Below are 18,222 nucleotides of genomic sequence, written 5' to 3' on the forward strand. Positions count from 1 at the left end.
TGTTCGACTAATATCGGATAAGCGTCCGACAGATATCGAACAAGCGTTTGACGAATGACGGACAAGAACGGATACAGCACTTTTGGTCTAAAAGTATATCAGTCCCACTGTACCTGTACACTAATAAAGAGATAAGATATACCTTTGGATTTGCCGGTATCCAATGGTTGTTCATGATGAAGCGATAGGGGAGAAATAGAGATTTTTACATCGATTTAATTACAAATTATATCGGATCCTTCATTGTATTCATTTTGTATTCTTTGATTTATAAACTATATATGTTATAGATGAAGGAATGAAGAAAAAAACGGAAAAACTTTTATTGGGAGAGTCTGCAATCGGTTTTGTTTTATTTACTGGTATTAATACATCTCTTATCCCCTTTCAAAGAGGAGAAACAGGTACAATTAATCATATTCACAGATGGTTCACTTCTTATCAGATTTGAACTATCCTGTCCCCGTGCTTGACACGGGGCCGCAAGAGAACTGGCGGTATCAAAAGATATTATAGGATACGGTCTGTGCCTTTGCGATCCCGTGTCAAGCACGGGAACGGGATAGCTCAATTATTTCTATATTAACTCAATCATCCCAAATTATTCAATATATCCGTTTTACCTTCCTGTACCAGGCGGTAAATCATTTCGCCGAACAAGGTGTTAACCCAGGCGAACCAGGGGCGGGTGAACTTCTTTGGATCGTCTTTGTGGAATGATTCGTGCATGAAACCGGTGTCGCCGTCCGTATCACGGAGCATTTTTACACAGTGGCGTATTTCTTCGGTGTCGTTGGTCGTATTGCATCGCATGATGATACTCATCGGCCAGATAAAGTCGAAACCGATGTGCGGACCGCCGATACCTTCGCCTGCCTTGCCTTTATAGAAGTAGGGGTTCAGCGGACTCAGAACCAGTTTGCGGGTATTCTGGTAGACCGGATCGTTTACATCGACGCATCCCAGATAAGGCATAGCCAACAAACTGGGGACATTGGCATCGTCCATGAAAACGTGGTTATAGAAACCGTCTGCCTCGAAAGCATATACCTTTCCGAATTCGGGGTGTTCTACAATACCGTATTTCTCGATGGCGGCAGCTACTTCGTCGGCCAATGAGTCGCACTGGCGGGCAAAGTCGTTATCCTTTTTGATGTCGCGCATCATCTCTGCCAACTGGCGGAGTGAAGTGACGGCAAACATATTCGACGGGATCAGGAAACCGAACAAAGTCGCATCGTCAGACGGACGGAAAGAAGAAACGATCAATCCGACAGGGTTTACCGGACTACCGTAACCGTCGTTCAGCAAGGTGTCTCCTTGGCGGTCTGTCTTACGGGAGAAACGATACGGACCGAGTCCATCCTTACGTTGTTGTTCAATGAACGTTTTATAGACGGTTTTCATTGCTTTCTCCCACTCGGCATCGAAAGGAGAGGTGTCGCCGGTCTTTTTCCAGAAGTGATAAGCCAGGCGGATGGGGTAACAGAGCGAGTCGATCTCCCATTTGCGTTCGTGAAGTTCCGGTTTCATCTCCGTACGGTCACTTTCCCATTCGCTGCCTGTCGGGCCTTCGTTGAAACCGTTGGCATACGGGTCGATGTTGATACACCAGGTCTGGCGGTTGATAACACCTGCCAGCATTGTCTTTACTTTCGGGTCTTCATTTGCAAAAATGATATGCGGAAAAACCTGTGCGGATGAGTCACGGAGCCACATCGCATGGATATCACCTGTAAGGACGAATGTATCAGGCTTGCCGTTTACCATTTTATGCTCACAGGTCGTATCGAGTGTGTTTGGAAAACAGTTCTCAAACATCCAGGCCAGCTTCGGATCTTTCAGTTTGGCTTTTGTCGTCTGGATTGCCTTTTCGACGGCAGCAGAAGTAAACTGGCGTTTTTCCGGTGCCGGACGTTGGCAAGTATACTGTAATGTGTTAGACACGAGAGGTGCGCCCGGTGTAGCCGATTCTGTCAAATGAGCAAATGATTTTTGCCCGACCAACAGACCAGCCAGAGACAAACCTCCGGATTTTAGAAAGTTTCTACGTGTAGTCATGGGTTTATATATTTTATTTATTGAATGTTACTTGTTTCAGCAAAAAGTTCGATCATACAGGCATTGTCCAGCAGCCACTTGAACTTTTTGTTGTCGGTCCCTGCCCAGTCATTCCCCAGGAATCCGTTTTCGTCGCGGGTATATTCCCAGGCGTAATGGGCATTGTCCGCCATTGTTCTGACATATTTATAATCGTTGTCTACCTCCGCTAAAGCAAGGAGACCGCGTAATAAAATGACATTGAACCATGGATTTGTGGGGTAAAAGTAAGCATCTTTTCCGTTAATCCCTGTACGTTTCCCTAAAAAATGATTGTAAGCGCCTTTTGCAGTGTTCTTTGCGTCTGCCAGATAGGTCTCGTCCGAGGTTGTCTGGTAGAGGAGTACGCCTGCCTGGATCATTTGTCCGCTGTTGTAGGTGAATTTGGCTTTACCGATTGTTTGATCGAGTCCGATGTTATCCCAATATACCGAATCGGCAGGGTCGCACAGGTTCTTCTTTGTCCAGTTATATGTTTCGATGGCCTGGTCGAGGTACTTTTGTTCTTTCGTCAGGTTATACAGTTTCATGCACAAGACGGTTGCCGGGGCATTGGAGCAGGTGTTTTTAGAGGTCTTTTTCTGTTCGCACCAGTAGATGCCGCCTCCCAGCGCATCGTCCCATCCGCTGTATATATATTTGTGCAACTCTTTTGCTTTCAGGAGATATTGTTGGTCTTTGGTGAGGGCATACAAATCGCAGAAGTCGATGGCCAGCCAGTCATTATCATCGTAAAAGCGGTCGCTTTCACCATTGAATCTCGGATAGCTTTGATAACAGTGCGGGGTACGTGTATTATCCCAATACAGATCCAGTCCCGGGATAATACGTTTTTCCAGTATTTCCAGGTATTTCTTATCTCCGGTAACGTCATAGAGGGAGATACAACCCGACAACATACCGGAGTAAGGCCATAGGAAAGAGACTTCCTGGTTCTTTTTCTGTTCGCTCCCTTCGGCAAGGTAAGTGACCTGATTTTCCGGGTTTACCGGGTAGGTCTCGGAAAGAAGACCGTACTTTTCGACGTTATACTTTGTCAGGATGTTGGTTAATAAGGAATCAGCGATAGCTACATCCCTGTTTTCACCGGGAAGATGTTGTCCGGTGCACGCACAAAAACACAATGCGAGCAGGCAACAATTAAGAATTGATTTAGTATTCATGGTCTATAATAATTGAATTAAGAATGAAAGGTGCAAATATAATATTTTTCTTTAGTTATTGAATTATAAAAGAGGCAGGTAAAAAACTAGAAATTGTTTTGAGTTTATTGTTTGGTTTCAATGTAGAAATAATTGAGTTATCCCGTTCCCGTGCTTGACACGGGATCGCAAGGGGACAGACTGTATCCTGTATGTATTTTTTGATACCGCCAGTTCTCTTGCGGCCCCGTGTCAAGCACGGGGACAAGATAGCTCACTTTTGACAATAAATAAATCAAATAATAAATTCAAAGCAGTTTCTAATCTGACCGACGAATAGATCAGTGGCGTATTATATCTAATGACGTTAAGATGTTGATGCCATATTTGTTGTCGGGCGAACTCCACCATTCTGTATCTCCGTTGGCACAACGGATGGCATAACGGTTGTTATATTTCAACCGTTCAGAGCCATCAGGAATCCAGAGACCTAGCCGGTATTTTCCTGTTTTCAGGTGTTCCGGAATAATAAATTGTCCTTTGATGGTATGAAGCAAAGGTTTACACTCCGGATCTTTGGGCTGGTATGGTTGGAAGTTGTGAACGTTCGTCTCCGTCAGAAATTCCGTGATCCGGTTCTGTTCATCGATCAGTACAAAATAAACGGGATGTTCATTGAATAAGGTGGAAAAGCCTCTGTTAATCAGGGAGAGGTCCAGTGAGATTTCTTTTCCGGCTGCCGGGTTGCCGTTTATTTTGAGTTGTTGCAGTTCCAGCCGGTAACCCAGATGATCCCGGATATAATCGAATACGTTTCGTGTAGCCGGACTTCCGTCCTGATTTTTAAAGTATTTGTCGGAAACAGGCATATGGTTTTCCGACAGGAATGATTCTTCCAGTGGAGTTTCTTTCCAATACATCATTGAGTATTTATCTTTAGTTCCTTTCTCTTTGTAATTATGGATGGCACTGAGCGAGGTGTAATGTTGCAGGAAAAGCTGTCTGGCTGTCGCTTTGCCGTCGATAACCCATCCGGCTTCCGGATTGTCGGGATCTTCATTCATGCTCCAGGTACCCCAGGGAAGTTCTCCGTCTACGGCTAAATAAGGACTTTCTTCAACGATTTGGTTGAAATAAGGAGTTCCTTCATGCATGTTCCCGTCCCATTTATGAGGTTTTATAATGATGAAATCATCGTGGAAAGAAACTCTGTTATATGATTTACTTTCTTTGTTTATCAAGTTCTTATATTCAGGGACTCTTACTTGTACCATTCTGTTTTCCGGAGTCATCCAGACTATCTTTTCCAGGATGGTACGTTTGCTGTCATTCGTTTTTTCCAGTCCGTGGAATGAACTGTGCCATTCGCCCCATGCACCGATGAATCCGGCTTGAACAACTTGGATGACATCTGTGTTTTGTGCAAGGAATGGTTTCAGTTGTTCCATATGGCGGAGCACATCTTCCAAGGTAGGGCCACTTCCCGCTCTTCCCATAAAAGCGGTTTCATAAGCAAATCGCAATACGGCTTTTTTACCTAATTCTCTTAGTTTGTTGAAATAGGTATCCATTGTGGTAAAAGCATCTTCCGATAAGTCTTTTCCTACAAATCCGGTGAGATAAAAGTAGCTTTGAACCAGGCTGACACTGTCTGATGCATAGATAGCGGACTCTGATTCTAAATGACTGGTTATATCAGGGAATTGTTTAGGATTCCAGACATCTTTCCGGTCGGCAATATCGACTGCTATTTCTAACCGTAAACCTCTTTCCGGATTATACAGACCTTCCTGTCCGGCAGGGTCGTCGGCATAGATGCCGCGGAAGGTGATTGTCTTTGCTTTTCCGTTGCCTTTGTCCGGATTATTTCCGTGTATACAATTGGCAAAGCAAAAGAATAACCCTGATAGAATAAGAATAAAGTATTTTTTTTGTTTCATGAGATATGATTTAAGAGAGAATAAGCCCTATACTACTAATATAACTAGTATAAGGCTTATCTGTTTTTATAATTAATCAGTTCTTACCATAAAGGATTCTGAATCAGAAGCCGGCTTTTTTGTATTTCATCCTGTGGTATCGGATAAAGGTACATGGCACGTCTCCAGGCACGGTTTTCAAGAACGATGCGGGTAAAGAAAGAATTGTTGGCTCCGATCGGCTGATCTTTATATCCATTCATGTTCATTGAATGGAGAACGCTTTGGTCTGCCTCTTCACCTTCTCCGCAAATCATCCAACGGCGGATATCGAAGTAGTGCTGTCCTTCCATAAATAATTCCACAGTACGTTCGCGTTGAATCATTTTTCGTTGCAGTTCCTGATTGCCGATGATATTCTTTTTACCGGAAGCGGCCAGTTCTTTATATCCGGGAATACCGGCACGTTGTCTTACCAAATCCAGGTATTTGATAATATTGGGATCGTTCGGATCTATTTCATTACAAACTTCTGCATAGTACAGATAAAAGTCAGCTAAACGGAAAAGAATGGAAGGACGGGCCCAGGCCTTCAAATAATTCCCGGTAAACAGGATTTGACGGTTTTTGAATTTAGTTGGCAGGTAACCGGTACGAGGGTTATCGGCAGATGAGTTGTCGCAGCCTTCCCCTTTGGCAAATCCGAGTGTGTAATCGGGTCTTCCCACCGGTTGAATATGCCAGCTTTTACCTTCATACCCTACACCGGCATAGAAACGCGGTTCGCGGTTGGCATACATATTGAACACATTGGTATCTACCCGCTTGTTTTCGTTACATGGGTTGACTACATCGGTAAAACCATCTTCTTTATACAGGCTACCCGGATCGTCGATTGTTAATCCGTCTTTAACGAAGAAGGCATCCACTAAATCCTGAGATACTCCAAGATATCCCCAACCAGTGTAGCAGTCTCTGGGGTTGGTGTTCTGTTCCATGGTCGAACCATTCCAAAGGTTATCTCCGGTAGCCCACAATATTTCGTCATTGTAGTTCTGGAATAACTGGTAAACCGATTCATCCGGATTGATGGTTCCGTCTGTATTATATACGGTAAACAAGGTGTGTTTGTTTTGTTCCGCATTGTTCAATAGATCTTCCAGGCGGCTTTTAGCTGTAACCCATTTGTTGGCATCGTAGGAAGAAAATATTTTTTTACCATCGGTATTGGCAATATCCAGTGTCTCTTTGTAACCGCCATTGAATAGGGGAGACGCTGCATATACCCAAAGTTTAGCTCTTAATGCTTTAGCAACTGTCATTGTCGGACGGACAATCTCGTTCAAATTGTACCGGTCGTTTCCGGTAGCTGACTGATTTTGGATGATCGTTTCGGGCAGATCTCCGGATTCGATGACTTCTTTCAGTAAGTTATCGATGTATTCAACAGTTTCATCCACGGATGATCTGGCATAATCCAAACCTTTGTCTTCCGGATCGGCTAATTCATCTAGGATTGGAACCGGGCCATACATTTCAAAGAGTGAAAAATAACTGTAAGCAATAAGGTATTTAGCCTCTGCCTTCATTCTTTTAACGTCTGCTTCTGTTAATTGAAATTGGTCGTTGATACCACCTTTAGGATTTACTCTATCCAGGAAAATCTTAGCATCACGAATATACTGATACAGCGGTGTCCAACGTTGGTATGGAGCATTGGCTGATGTAAAACCGGATATCATTTCACCCCAACCGGCACCACTGATGGTTGTTTCTCCACACATGGATACCCAAACACCGGCAAAGGGAGTGTTCTTATTTCTACCGATACTGGAATATTCTGAAATACAGTTGAACAGATTACCATGCCAACGACGCATGTAGTTGGGGTTATCGAAAACTTCATCTAATGTCAGATTTTCTGCCACTTCATCCGACACATCCAGATAATCACTGCATCCTGTGAGGGCAAGAGTTAAAAAGCATGCAGAAGCTATTGATGTTATTTTATTTAAGAATTTCATATTTGTTGTTTTTAAAATGTGACTTCTAATCCAAGAGAATATGTGCTGCAGATAGGATATTTGGCACCTGAATTTGCACTACCTAATTCCGGATCCCAGTATTTGATGTGATCCCAGACTGCAACGTTATTTCCTTGCAAATAAACTCTCAAATTTTTCATACGGAGTTGCTTGAGTATTTTGTCATTGAATTGATAACCGATTTCGATGTTCTTCAGTCGAAGGAATCCGGCATTGCGATACCACCAGGTGCTATTTTCCATATTATGGCTGAATGAATTGGTATGTAGACGCGGGAAAGTAACATCCTGATTATTCGGGTTACTGGGCAGCCAGCGGTCTGTAATTTCTGTACGGGCCGAACCGTTGTCGATACCTTTCGTGAATGGGATCATTGCATAATTGTTTGCCAACATATTGGCCGACGTATGTGATGTTCCCTGGAAGAAGACGCCGACAAAGAAACCTTTCCATTCTGCGTTTATCCCGAATCCATAGACGATTTCCGGTGTTGCCTGATAGAATTTGTGATCGTAAGTACGGTCGTAAGAGTCGATGACACCATCGTTGTTCAAGTCTTTGTATTTGATATCACCAGGTGCAACATTGGCGGCAGGTACAGCTATACCGTCTTTCAGCTTATACGTCTGGGCTCCGTATTCGTTTGTTGTGATATTAAAATCATCCGGTGTATAAAGACCTTCAGTGATATACAGTAATGGTTTGTCAATGGAGTTTCCTGTATATGTCTGATAATCGTATTTCTGAGGAATCTCATCGCGTTCAAGAATCTTATTTTTTGCATAAGTCAAGTTGCCTCGAGCGGAGAGATCTACATTCCCTACTTTCTGTTTTAGTACAAGATTGGCATCAACCCCCTGGTTTCTAACGACACCGAAGTTTTGGTACGGTTTTACCCGGAGACCGGAAACGTTTGAAACGGTTTGTCTTTGCAACAAGATATCGCTACGGCGGTTATAAAAATAATCGGCACTGAAGTCGACACGTCCTCTGAATAAGCCTAAGTCGAGACCTAGATTCAGTTTTTTTTCAATTTCCCATGACAGGTTAGGCATGGCAAAACTACCTTCTGCAATACCCCCGCCCGGAGAGTTACCTGTACCGCCATTAGCTCCTGGCGTTAATCCGAAGCTATAACTACCAAGACCAGTATTGATACTTTCTCTGTATGGGAAACGTGTATCTTCACCAATGTTATCGTTACCGGTTATACCATAAGAAGCTCTCAGCTTCAGTTTACTGATATAATCTTCCACTCCTCTCATGAACTTCTCATGGCTGACAAACCAGGCTGCACCTACGGCTGGGAAAATACCCCATCTGTGGCCTTGTGCAAAGTTTTCACTACCAGTCATACCCATACTGGCTTCCAGCATGTACCGGTCGTTGTATCCATAAGTTGCACGGGCAACGACACTCTGTTTACGGTAGGGCAAAAGCTGTAAACCCTCTTTGTTTTGATATTGCGTTTCTTTTTGCATATACAATATCATACCGGTTACATCATGCATCTTGTTGAAAGAACGCTGATAATCTAATGATGCTTCCATGTAGATCTTTTTCGTACCATCAGTAGAGGATTTGTAAGGATTGCTCAGGGCAGAACTTTCTTTGATCGTTTTTTTATTGAGTGTCCCGTCTTCATTTCTGCCTAATGCAAAAAACGTTTGCGGGGTTTTTGATCTCTTCATGGTAGAAGAGAAGTCGGCATCAAAACTGATAGAACCTTTCACTGATAATCCTTCTGTGATGAATTTAAGATCTTGCTTCAATGTGACTTTTGTCTGTAAGAAAGCACTCCATGTTTTGCTGTATCCGCTATTATTCAACATGTTGTATGGTTGATATTCAACGCCGTATCCGGGAGCTCCATGATCCGAGGCAGTATCGTCAGAATAGTACATCGGAATAACATGTACGGGGAAGTGGCTGATATAATTGAAGATTTCATCCGAAGTATATCCCGGTTGATTTTTCTTCAAGTACTGTCCACTCATATCGATAGAAAGTTGAGTCGTTTTTGTCAGGTCCATATCTACGTTGGAACGCAGGTTGAAACGTTGCAATCCGATATTGGCATTGTAATCCTCTTTGGGAGTAGAATCGAAGATACCATCTTCTGAATAGTAAGCTCCGGAAGCAAAAAAACGTACTTTCTCGGAACCACCTCTGAAGTTTACCGTATATCTCTGGCTTTGTGTATGATCCTGAAGCAAATCATACCAGTTTACAGAAGGATATAAATCCCTGTCTATACCGGTTCTGTATTTTTCAAGTGTTTCGTCGGTATATTGAGGATTAAAATACTCTTTGTTCGGATTGCCTTGGTCATTCCACAATGCTTCATTATATAATGACAGGTAATCATAAGAATTTAAAGTCTCAGGCATGCGTGTCGGAGTGACAATACTGTATTGTGCGCTGAAATTGACAGATGTCTTTTGGGCTTTACCGCGTTTGGAAGTAATCAATACAACACCATTCGCACCTTCTGCACCATAAACGGCAGTAGCAGCAGCATCCTTTAATACGGTGAAACTTTCGATTTCATCTACATCGATATCGTCCATACTTCTGGGAACACCGTCTACTAATACTAGAGCAGATGTACCGCCGGCATATGAACTTTGTCCGCGAATATAGAATGCAGCAGCATCGTTACCCGGCTCACCGCTTCTCTGTACGGCAATTACACCGGCAATTTGTCCGGCCAACGTGTTGCGCAGGTTACGCTGTTTTACATTTAACTCAGCCGGTCCGATCGTGTTCAATGAAGATACAACGCTCTCTTTTTTCTGCTGGCCGTAACCGATTACGACAACGTCTTCCAATCCTACCGAGGCTTCCATCATGCGAATGTTGATGTTAGTTTCGCCTTTGTAGGTTTTTTCTTCCGTATTAAATCCGATATATCGGAACTCAATGACGTCGCCTTCGTTGACGTCATTGAGTATATATTTACCGTCCATATCTGTTGTAACACCATGGGTGGTACCTTTGATAGTAACTGTTGCCCCGATAACCGGATTACCATCACTATCAGTCAATAAACCGGTAACGGTTTTTTTTTGCTGGTTGGTACTCAAAACCTCTGCATTTTCTTTTGTCTGTGATTTTTTGACAATGATCTGTCGACCTTTTATGGAATAGGTGTCGTTTGTTCCGGCAAAGATTTCATGAAGAATTGTCTGAACCGGTTGATCGTTCAGGTCTATGGATACTTTTCTATCCAGGTCGATTTTAGTACCTTGGTAGATAAAAATGAATTCACTGTTTTTTTCGATATAGGAGAATACATCCCGTACCGTTTTGTTGTTCATTTTTACAGTTAAATAAACTTGTGCCGAATAATTTTCGGTTAAATTGGCTGTAGCCTCTGCTGCAATGCATAATAAACAGCCACTTAAACAGATACTTTTTAGATAATTAAATCTTTTAGATTTGATACTCTTTTGTTTTTTCATACATTTGTGTGTATTTTTTAGTAACGAACTAGATTAATACTTTCCTGAGCCAGGCAATATGACGGTATTGTCTGGCTTTTTCAGTATCATATACTTTTCTCTCTTGAGGGGGAGATGTGGAATTTCCCTTTTCATTTTGTGTGTTTATTTCATAAGCAAATATATTTTAGGTTAAACAATCATTTATTGAAAGATCCGGATACTCCCGTCCGGCTCGGTTTTATATTTAATATCCAGTAACTCTGTAAGAATATCTAATGAGTTATTTATACCACTCTTTAAGTCCAGCTTTCCTGAAACCGGATATGAGGCTATGGATGGATCACATTCGATATGAACACCATAATAGCGTGATAGGCGTGTAAATACATCTCCCACGCGATGCTCTGCAAACAGCATAATGTAATCTTTCCATGAAATGTATTCATTTACATCTACGATGCTGACTGTTGATTCTCCGTGGGTAATAGCGATTTTCTCATTGGGTCTGATCGTGGTTTTCTGATTGTTGTTATCCACTTCCACTTTACCTTCTACCAGTACGACGGATGCTATAGCGTCGTCTTTGTAGGCGGAGACATTAAACGTTGTGCCCAAAACTTTTACATCGAAATCCTTTGTCTTAACGAAGAATGGACGTTTGGGGTCCTTGGCTACTTCCAGGTAAACCTCTCCTTCTACAAGAATTTCTCTTTTGTTTTTATCGAAGTCGGAAGGATAAATAACATGACTTCCGGAATTGATATACATAGATGTTCCGTCTGAAAAGGTTATGGTGGCCCTTTTTCCTTTCGGGACGATAATGTGGTTGAGCTTTTCTTTGTGACGGACGGGGCTTTCTTTAGTAACATCTTCTTTGTTTACCTGTAGTGTCCCATTTTTTTTGTATTCCAGAGAAGCTTCGTTGGAGAGTTTCATCCGGTCGTTTTGGGTGATCAGGGTGATCTCTTTATCCTGATGAGGTATGCTATCGTTCAATAAAGATGTCGCCAGCATATCCCAGTCGTAGGAGTTTGGCGAATATAGAAAGTTGATTGATAAGGCTGCAATCAATAACGATGCGGCAGCAGAAGCAGCGTAAAGCCATAGTTTTCTCCGTTTGTGTTGTATCTGATAGCTGTTTTTCAGATCTTCCAGAGATTGTTCGATTCTTTGCAGGTCAACCTTTTCGGTTTCCTGTATATGATCGATCAATGCCTGTCCGGCCTTTTTGAAAGAAGTTTTCCGTATGTTGTTTTCTGCTTTGTTCATCCTTTTTTCGTTGTCTCTCTATTATAAGTACGGCGAAATTGGGAAAAGGTACTTGTAAGAAACCGAAAAAAGTTATTTTTTATTCAGAAAAAATATTTTACGTAATTGTACGAGTGACTGGGATAGTCTGTTTTTGCTGGATTGATAGTTGATATTCAATATGTCGGCAATTTCTTTGTGAGAGATACCTTTGATATAAAAAAGATATAATATTTCTTTTTGTTTGGCAGAAAGTTCCTGATAAGCCAACGACAGATTGCTTATATCTTCTTTAAGGGCAGATTCTTCTTCTGTTGTAGTGTGATATACTTCCGGTATTTCGTCAATGAAGATGAAATCATTGTGTTTTTCTTCTTTTTCAAGACTGTCCAGCAGATTGTTGCGGAAGGCTTTAAGTAAATATCCTTTTACAGAGGGTGTGGCTGATAAGTTCCGTGATTTAGACATCAGTTTTATAAACAAATTCTGAATGCAGTCTTGCACCAGATCCTGATTGGCAGAAAGTCTGCATCCGTAATTCAAAAGTAATGGATAGTATCGTCTGTATATCTGTTCAAGGGCTTCTTTGTCCCCTTTCAGATAAAGTGACCATAATATTTCGTCAGACTGATTTTCCATTAATGAGTATTTGAACTGTTTAAAACAATATGGATAAATTTAAGAAATCTCCTCCTATCTCGTCTGCAAATGTATGATATTTTTGTGGATAGGGTAATATTATTTCATTGTAAGTATTATATAAAACAAAAAAGCCTGTCTCGTATCAGGTATGAGACAGGCTGATTTTTAAATTGTATCAAGAATAGAGTATTCTATTTACCAGAGTGGATTTTGTATCAAGCTTGGTGATTTTTCGATTTCATTATGAGGAATCGGATACAGGTACATTGCTCTAACCCATTGATGTTTTCTTATCAGTTTCCGGTGATAGAAAGAATTCGGATCAGAAGGAGGCAAATTGTCGTAACCGTCTACATTCATTCCCCAGTATACGGTTTGGTCGGCTTCTTCTCCGGCATCGCAAATCATCCAACGACGAATGTCGAAATAACGTTGACCTTCAGAAAACAGTTCCACTTGGCGTTCTCTGCGGATAGCATAAGCCTGGGCTTCATAATCACCGATAATACCTGTTTTTTTACCTGTATTTTGTAGTTCTCTATATCCGGGAATACCAGCTCTTTCTCTAACCATATCCAAGTATTTAATAATATTCGGATCGTTCGGGTTGATTTCGTTACATACTTCTGCATAATAGAGATAAAAATCGGCTAAACGTAGTAGGATAGACGGACGAGCATGCTTTTTTAAATAGGAACCGGAGTTGTACATTTCTTGATTGTTGCGTTTATACAGTAGATAACCGGTATAGTGTTCGCGTCCGGCGATATACTGAGAGTTGTTCCCTTCTCTGGAAAAATTTACACTCCATCCTTCCGAAGGTTGAATATGCCAACTTTTGCCTTGGTAAGTTACGGCATGATAGAAACGGGGTTCGCGATTTACATACATGTTGAATATATGTTTATCTATCTGCGGTTTTTTGTAAGCGCAAGGATTTTCGATGTCGCTAAAACCTGTTTCGTCATGTTCCGGATCTTCGTTAATATCGAGTCCATTTTTAGTGAAGAATGCATCGACTGCCTGTTGAGAAACACCGATACCGCTAAATCCATCCATAATTGCTGTCGGACGGCAACGACGGTCTAAATGTTGTCCGTTGTTGACTTCACTCATATAGGATTGACTGGTAGCCCAAATGATCTCTTTATTATATTCTTGGAAAACACGATAAACCGATAAGCTAGGTTGTTCTTTTCCTTCTTTGTCGAATACACGGAAGAGTTCGTAATGATTATTTTCAGCAAACTTAAGGAATGTCTCCAGATGTTTTTTTGCAGTATCCCATTTTCCTGGATCTTTGGCTGAAAACAGATGTTTTCCGTCATTGTTTACTAAATCTAACGCTTCCGCATAACCACCGTTGAATAGTTTGCTGGCAGCATAGACCCATAGTTTAGCACGTAAAGCCAAAACAACCGCTTTAGTGGGACGAACCATTTCGTTCATGTTTTCTACTTCTTCTCCGGTAATCTCGTCTATTTTACGCAATGTTTCAGGTAGATTGTTTTCTTCCAGTACTTCTTGATATAAATTGTCAATATAAGTAACCATTTCATCCACAGAGCCCCTTGCATAGTCGAAAGAGGTAGTAGAAGAGTCCTCGATACCATCAATGATAGGAACGGGGCCATACAATTCAAATAGGGAAAAGTAAGAATAGGCAATAAAAAACTTAGCCTCTGTTTTCATTCTGTTGATATCTTCTTCAGTCAACTTTTCCTGATCGGTAGTAACTCCGATCGGTTTGGCATTTTCGATAAAGAGGTAAGCTTGCCGGATATATTGATATAAAGGAGCGAAACGGTGAAAGTTGGCGTTACTGGCATTAAAGCCATTAACCATTTCTGTTTTTATACTTCCATGGCAAATAGATGTTTCTCCACACAGAGTTGCCCAAGGATTTTTTAATCCGTTAGGTTCCCAAAAGTATTGTGAATATTCAGAGATACAATTAAAGATATTTGCATGCCATCTTTTCGTATATTTTACATTATCGAAAACTTGCTCAATCGTTAGATTGCTGGCTAGTTCATCGGAAACATCCAAGTAATCGCTGCAGGCAGAAAATGTTAAACAAGCTCCGGCTAGTATAGATATAATTGTCTTTTTCATTTTGTATATATTTTTAGTAATTAGAAACCAAACTCTACACCGAGAGTCCATGTCATATTAATCGGATATTTGATTCCAGATCCGGCTGATCCTAATTCCGGGTCCCACATGCCGATATGATCCCAAACGGCAATATTATTCCCTTGTACATAAATACGAGCATTTTGAATTGCCATTTTTCGTAGCATCTCTTTGTTAAAAGTATAGCCTAATTCTATATTTTTCAAACGCAAGAATGAAGCGTCACGATACCACCAGGTACTGTTGAGCTTATTATGGCTAAATTCTTCGGTATGTAATCGAGGAAATAATACATCTTGATTTTCCGGATTCCGGCTACTCCAATGATCGAAACCTTCTCGGCGTAATGATCCTAATTGACCGAAAGAAAATGGGACAAAATCACGTGAACCATTTAGGTTCATGGAGGCTTTTGCTACTCCTTGAAAGAATATACCGGCATAAAATCCTTTGTATTCTGCATTTAATCCGAATCCGTATACCAATTCAGGGTTTTCAGCGTAAAATTTATGATTATAAGTCTGGTCGTAACTATCGATTTTGCCGTCTCCGTTTAAGTCTAGGTATTTGATGTCACCTGGAGAAACAGCGGCGCTAGGTACAGGCAATCCTTCTTTCAGACTGTAACTTTTACTTCCGTTTTCCGGATTTTCTGTAATAATAAAATCATCTGCCGTATATAAACCATCTGCAATGTATAATAATGGGGTTTTTAAACTTTGTCCGGTATAACGCTGATATTCATAACGGGGAGAAACTTCGTCATATTCCATGATTTTATTTTTCGCGTATGTAAAATTTCCTCGAAAGGAGAGGTTTACATTATTGATGCTTTGTTTTACTACAATGTTTCCATCCAAACCTTTGTTTGTTACTTTTCCAAAGTTTTGCCAAGGACTTTGTCTGAATCCGGTAACGGCACTAACCGTTTTTCTTTGCATTAGAATATCTCGGCGATCATTTTTGAAGAAATCGACACTCATATCAATTCTTCCTCTCAGTAATCCTAAATCGAAACCTATATTTTTCTTTTCTTCTATTTCCCAAGAAAGGAATGGAGCTGCAAATAAGTTTTCGATAATACCTTTTCCTTGGTCGTTGGTTCCTCCTCCGTTGGCGCCAACATTGAATCCGAAATTATAACCACCTGCATCAGTTTTCAATGAACCACGATAAGGAAATCGTGTTCCTCCCACATTGTCGTTACCTGTGATACCATAGGATGCACGAATTTTTAGTTTGTTGATAATATCTTCTGTTCCTTTCATGAATTTCTCGTTACTAGCATACCAGGCAATTCCGACAGCGGGAAAAATACCATAACGGTGTCCTTCTGCAAAATTCTCGCTACCAGTAAGACCAAAGCTGCCTTCCAACATATAACGATTATCATAACCGTATGAACCACGGGCCACTATGCTCTGCTTTTTATAAGGTAAACCGCTACCCTGTGTTTGTCTTTCTTTTTGCATATACAGTAATAATCCGGAAACATCATGAACGTTATTGAATATACGTTTATAGTTTAATGAAGCTTCTAAATAAACCCGTTTTTCACCGCCCTTACTAGCTTCTGAGTGATCAGTCAGGTTAGGAGCACCTTCATTGATTTGGATATATTCTTTTTCTCCGGCATCATTGAGTTGCATCATATAACTGGTTGGTGTTTTAGTTCGTTTGGTTTTTGAGTTATAATCTGCATCAAAACTCCCGGATAGTTTGATGTTTAATCCTTCGGTAATAAAATCCAGTTTTTGGGTCAAAGTCAGTTTGGATTGTAAATTAGCATACCACCCATCTGTATAACCGGATTCGTTCAACATATTATAAGGATTCCCTGTACCTCCGTTGTAAAGTCTGTATTCCGAGAAAGTTCCATCTGAAAAGCGTAATGGAAACTGGTTAGGAGCATAATTAAATATATTATTAAATATTGTTTGTGTTTCAACCGCAGGATTATGTGAATCTGTATACTGTCCGCTAATATCTACAGCTAACAAAGTTGTTTTTGTTACATCTATATCAATGTTAGAACGTATATTATAGCGACTCAACCCTATGTTTGCATTATAATCTTCTGTTGATTGTGAGTTGAACATACCATCTTCATGATAGAAAGAACCGGAAACAAAATAACGAACTTTATCGCCACCACCACGCAAATTTAAAGAGACTCTTTGATTGAATGTTTGGTCTTTTAGTAGACTGAGAAAGTCTGCATTTGGATATAAATCGGGATCTTCGCCGGTTCGGTACATTTCTAAATCATGATCGGAATAAGGATTGATAAACCCGGAAGCCGGAGCTCCGGCAACTTCCCAAGCAGCTTCATTATAGAGTTGTGCAAATTCGTATGAATTAGCTAAATTAGGAAGACGGGTGGGTTTGGCAATCCCGAATTCAGCACGTACATCTAATGTTGGTTTTTGTGAAGAACCACGTTTGGAAGTAATTAAAACAACACCATTCGCACCTTCTGCTCCATATACGGCTGTAGCAGAAGCGTCTTTTAATACAGTGAATGATTCTATTTCATCAACAGTGATATCGTTCATGCTTCTGGGAACTCCATCGACTAAAACTAGCGGAGAGGTTCCTCCTGCAAACGAACTGATACCACGAATCCAGAATTCGGAATTGTCTTTACCTGGTTCTCCAGTACGTTGTACAGCCAATACTCCGGCTATTTGTCCGGCAATATTATTTGAAAGACTTCGGGTTGGCATGGAAAGTTCTTTGGCAGAGATTGTGTTGATGGAAGAAACGACACTTTCTTTTTTTTGTTGTCCGTATCCGATAACCACAACGTCTTCCAGGCCTACAGAGCTTTCAACCATGCGAATGTTGATGCTCTCTTCCCCTTTGTATGTTTTTTCTTCCGTATTGTAACCGATATATCGGTATTCAATAACGTCACCTTCGTTGACGTTATTGAGAATATATCTACCGTCCACATCTGTGGTTACGCCGTGAGTTGTACCTTTAATGGCAATCGTAGCCCCGATAATAGGATTACCGTCAGCATCAGTCAGCAAACCGGTAACGCTATGTTTTTTTTGTTGTAGTTGTTCTGCTATTTCAAATGTCTCTGAATTTTTGGCTTTGGCGATAGAAATGTAATTATTCTCCTGTTTAAATACATAGCCATTGCCTAGAATAATTCGTAGAGCTTCTTGGATATCAGTTGTTTGTATGTTGGCACTGATTCTTTTTTGCGTTTGCACCTGGTCATTACTGTAAATGATCCGGACATTTGCTTGTTGAGATAATTTCTCGATTGCATTGCCCAATGTTTCATTATTGAATTTTAGTTTCAAAGAATAACTTTGTTCAAAAAAGGAGATTTCCGGAGTTGTCGTTTCCGCCAAAATAGGGCTTGAAGGGAACGTTAACATACCGATCAATAATGCCTTTATATATTTTTTAGATAATAAAAAAGGCATGGAATGATTCTTTTTCATAAATTTACAAATTGAATTTAAATACTTGATTTTAATTGAGTAATAAGTTTAAGGAGGAGATGACATGTGGAAGATGTTATCTC

At 40.8% G+C, this 18,222-nt stretch carries 10 protein-coding genes; 1 reads left to right on the forward strand and 9 read right to left on the reverse strand.

Features of this window, described 5'->3' with window-relative positions:
- The first annotated feature begins 298 nt into the window (after positions 1 to 298).
- On the forward strand, positions 299 to 451 hold the full coding sequence (locus C825_RS03725; protein ID WP_154292006.1) for a hypothetical protein: 153 nt from the start codon (positions 299 to 301) through the stop codon (positions 449 to 451).
- A gap of 140 nt (positions 452 to 591) precedes the next feature.
- Here the strand turns inward: C825_RS03725 and C825_RS03730 are convergent, their stop codons facing one another.
- From C825_RS03730 to C825_RS03770, 9 genes are all read right to left on the reverse strand, one after another.
- A complete protein-coding gene (locus C825_RS03730; protein WP_010801444.1) occupies positions 592 to 2,061 on the reverse strand; it encodes a glycoside hydrolase family 125 protein in 1,470 nt (489 codons plus the stop codon).
- Between the two features lie 17 nt (positions 2,062 to 2,078).
- Positions 2,079 to 3,263 (reverse strand): glycoside hydrolase family 76 protein, encoded by a 1,185-nt coding sequence (locus tag C825_RS03735; RefSeq protein WP_010801445.1) that lies wholly within the window; start codon positions 3,261 to 3,263, stop codon positions 2,079 to 2,081.
- A gap of 320 nt (positions 3,264 to 3,583) precedes the next feature.
- Entirely contained in the window at positions 3,584 to 5,182 is a 1,599-nt protein-coding gene (locus C825_RS03740) for a DUF4874 domain-containing protein (RefSeq protein ID WP_010801446.1), read from the reverse strand.
- An 83-nt stretch (positions 5,183 to 5,265) separates the two neighbouring features.
- The gene (locus C825_RS03745) at positions 5,266 to 7,185 is read right to left on the reverse strand and encodes a RagB/SusD family nutrient uptake outer membrane protein (protein ID WP_010801447.1); all 1,920 of its coding nucleotides are present in this window, start codon (positions 7,183 to 7,185) and stop codon (positions 5,266 to 5,268) included.
- 11 nt (positions 7,186 to 7,196) lie between these two features.
- Positions 7,197 to 10,670: a TonB-dependent receptor gene (locus tag C825_RS03750; RefSeq protein WP_121719501.1), complete on the reverse strand. Its 3,474-nt coding sequence runs from the start codon at positions 10,668 to 10,670 to the stop codon at positions 7,197 to 7,199.
- Positions 10,671 to 10,853: 183 nt separating this feature from the next.
- Positions 10,854 to 11,921: a FecR family protein gene (locus C825_RS03755; RefSeq protein WP_010801450.1), complete on the reverse strand. Its 1,068-nt coding sequence runs from the start codon at positions 11,919 to 11,921 to the stop codon at positions 10,854 to 10,856.
- A 72-nt stretch (positions 11,922 to 11,993) separates the two neighbouring features.
- The gene (locus tag C825_RS03760) at positions 11,994 to 12,539 is read right to left on the reverse strand and encodes an RNA polymerase sigma factor (RefSeq protein WP_007655811.1); all 546 of its coding nucleotides are present in this window, start codon (positions 12,537 to 12,539) and stop codon (positions 11,994 to 11,996) included.
- Between the two features lie 198 nt (positions 12,540 to 12,737).
- The gene (locus tag C825_RS03765) at positions 12,738 to 14,657 is read right to left on the reverse strand and encodes a RagB/SusD family nutrient uptake outer membrane protein (protein WP_010801451.1); all 1,920 of its coding nucleotides are present in this window, start codon (positions 14,655 to 14,657) and stop codon (positions 12,738 to 12,740) included.
- A gap of 20 nt (positions 14,658 to 14,677) precedes the next feature.
- Positions 14,678 to 18,139: a SusC/RagA family TonB-linked outer membrane protein gene (locus C825_RS03770; RefSeq protein ID WP_010801452.1), complete on the reverse strand. Its 3,462-nt coding sequence runs from the start codon at positions 18,137 to 18,139 to the stop codon at positions 14,678 to 14,680.
- Positions 18,140 to 18,222: the final 83 nt, after the last annotated feature.

It is taken from the genome of Parabacteroides sp. ASF519, from assembly GCF_000364265.2.
Classification (GTDB): Bacteria; Bacteroidota; Bacteroidia; order Bacteroidales; family Tannerellaceae; genus Parabacteroides; species Parabacteroides goldsteinii.

Excerpts from the sequence above, each read along its gene's own strand:
- C825_RS03770 (WP_010801452.1), bottom strand. The coding sequence starts at position 18,139 with ATGAAAAAGAATCATTCCATGCCTTTTTTATTATCTAAAAAATATATA.
- C825_RS03760 (WP_007655811.1), bottom strand. The coding sequence starts at position 12,539 with ATGGAAAATCAGTCTGACGAAATATTATGGTCACTTTATCTGAAAGGG.
- C825_RS03745 (WP_010801447.1), bottom strand. The coding sequence starts at position 7,185 with ATGAAATTCTTAAATAAAATAACATCAATAGCTTCTGCATGCTTTTTA.
- C825_RS03725 (WP_154292006.1), top strand. The coding sequence starts at position 299 with ATGAAGAAAAAAACGGAAAAACTTTTATTGGGAGAGTCTGCAATCGGT.
- C825_RS03730 (WP_010801444.1), bottom strand. The coding sequence starts at position 2,061 with ATGACTACACGTAGAAACTTTCTAAAATCCGGAGGTTTGTCTCTGGCT.
- C825_RS03765 (WP_010801451.1), bottom strand. The coding sequence starts at position 14,657 with ATGAAAAAGACAATTATATCTATACTAGCCGGAGCTTGTTTAACATTT.
- C825_RS03735 (WP_010801445.1), bottom strand. The coding sequence starts at position 3,263 with ATGAATACTAAATCAATTCTTAATTGTTGCCTGCTCGCATTGTGTTTT.
- C825_RS03750 (WP_121719501.1), bottom strand. The coding sequence starts at position 10,670 with ATGAAAAAACAAAAGAGTATCAAATCTAAAAGATTTAATTATCTAAAA.
- C825_RS03755 (WP_010801450.1), bottom strand. The coding sequence starts at position 11,921 with ATGAACAAAGCAGAAAACAACATACGGAAAACTTCTTTCAAAAAGGCC.
- C825_RS03740 (WP_010801446.1), bottom strand. The coding sequence starts at position 5,182 with ATGAAACAAAAAAAATACTTTATTCTTATTCTATCAGGGTTATTCTTT.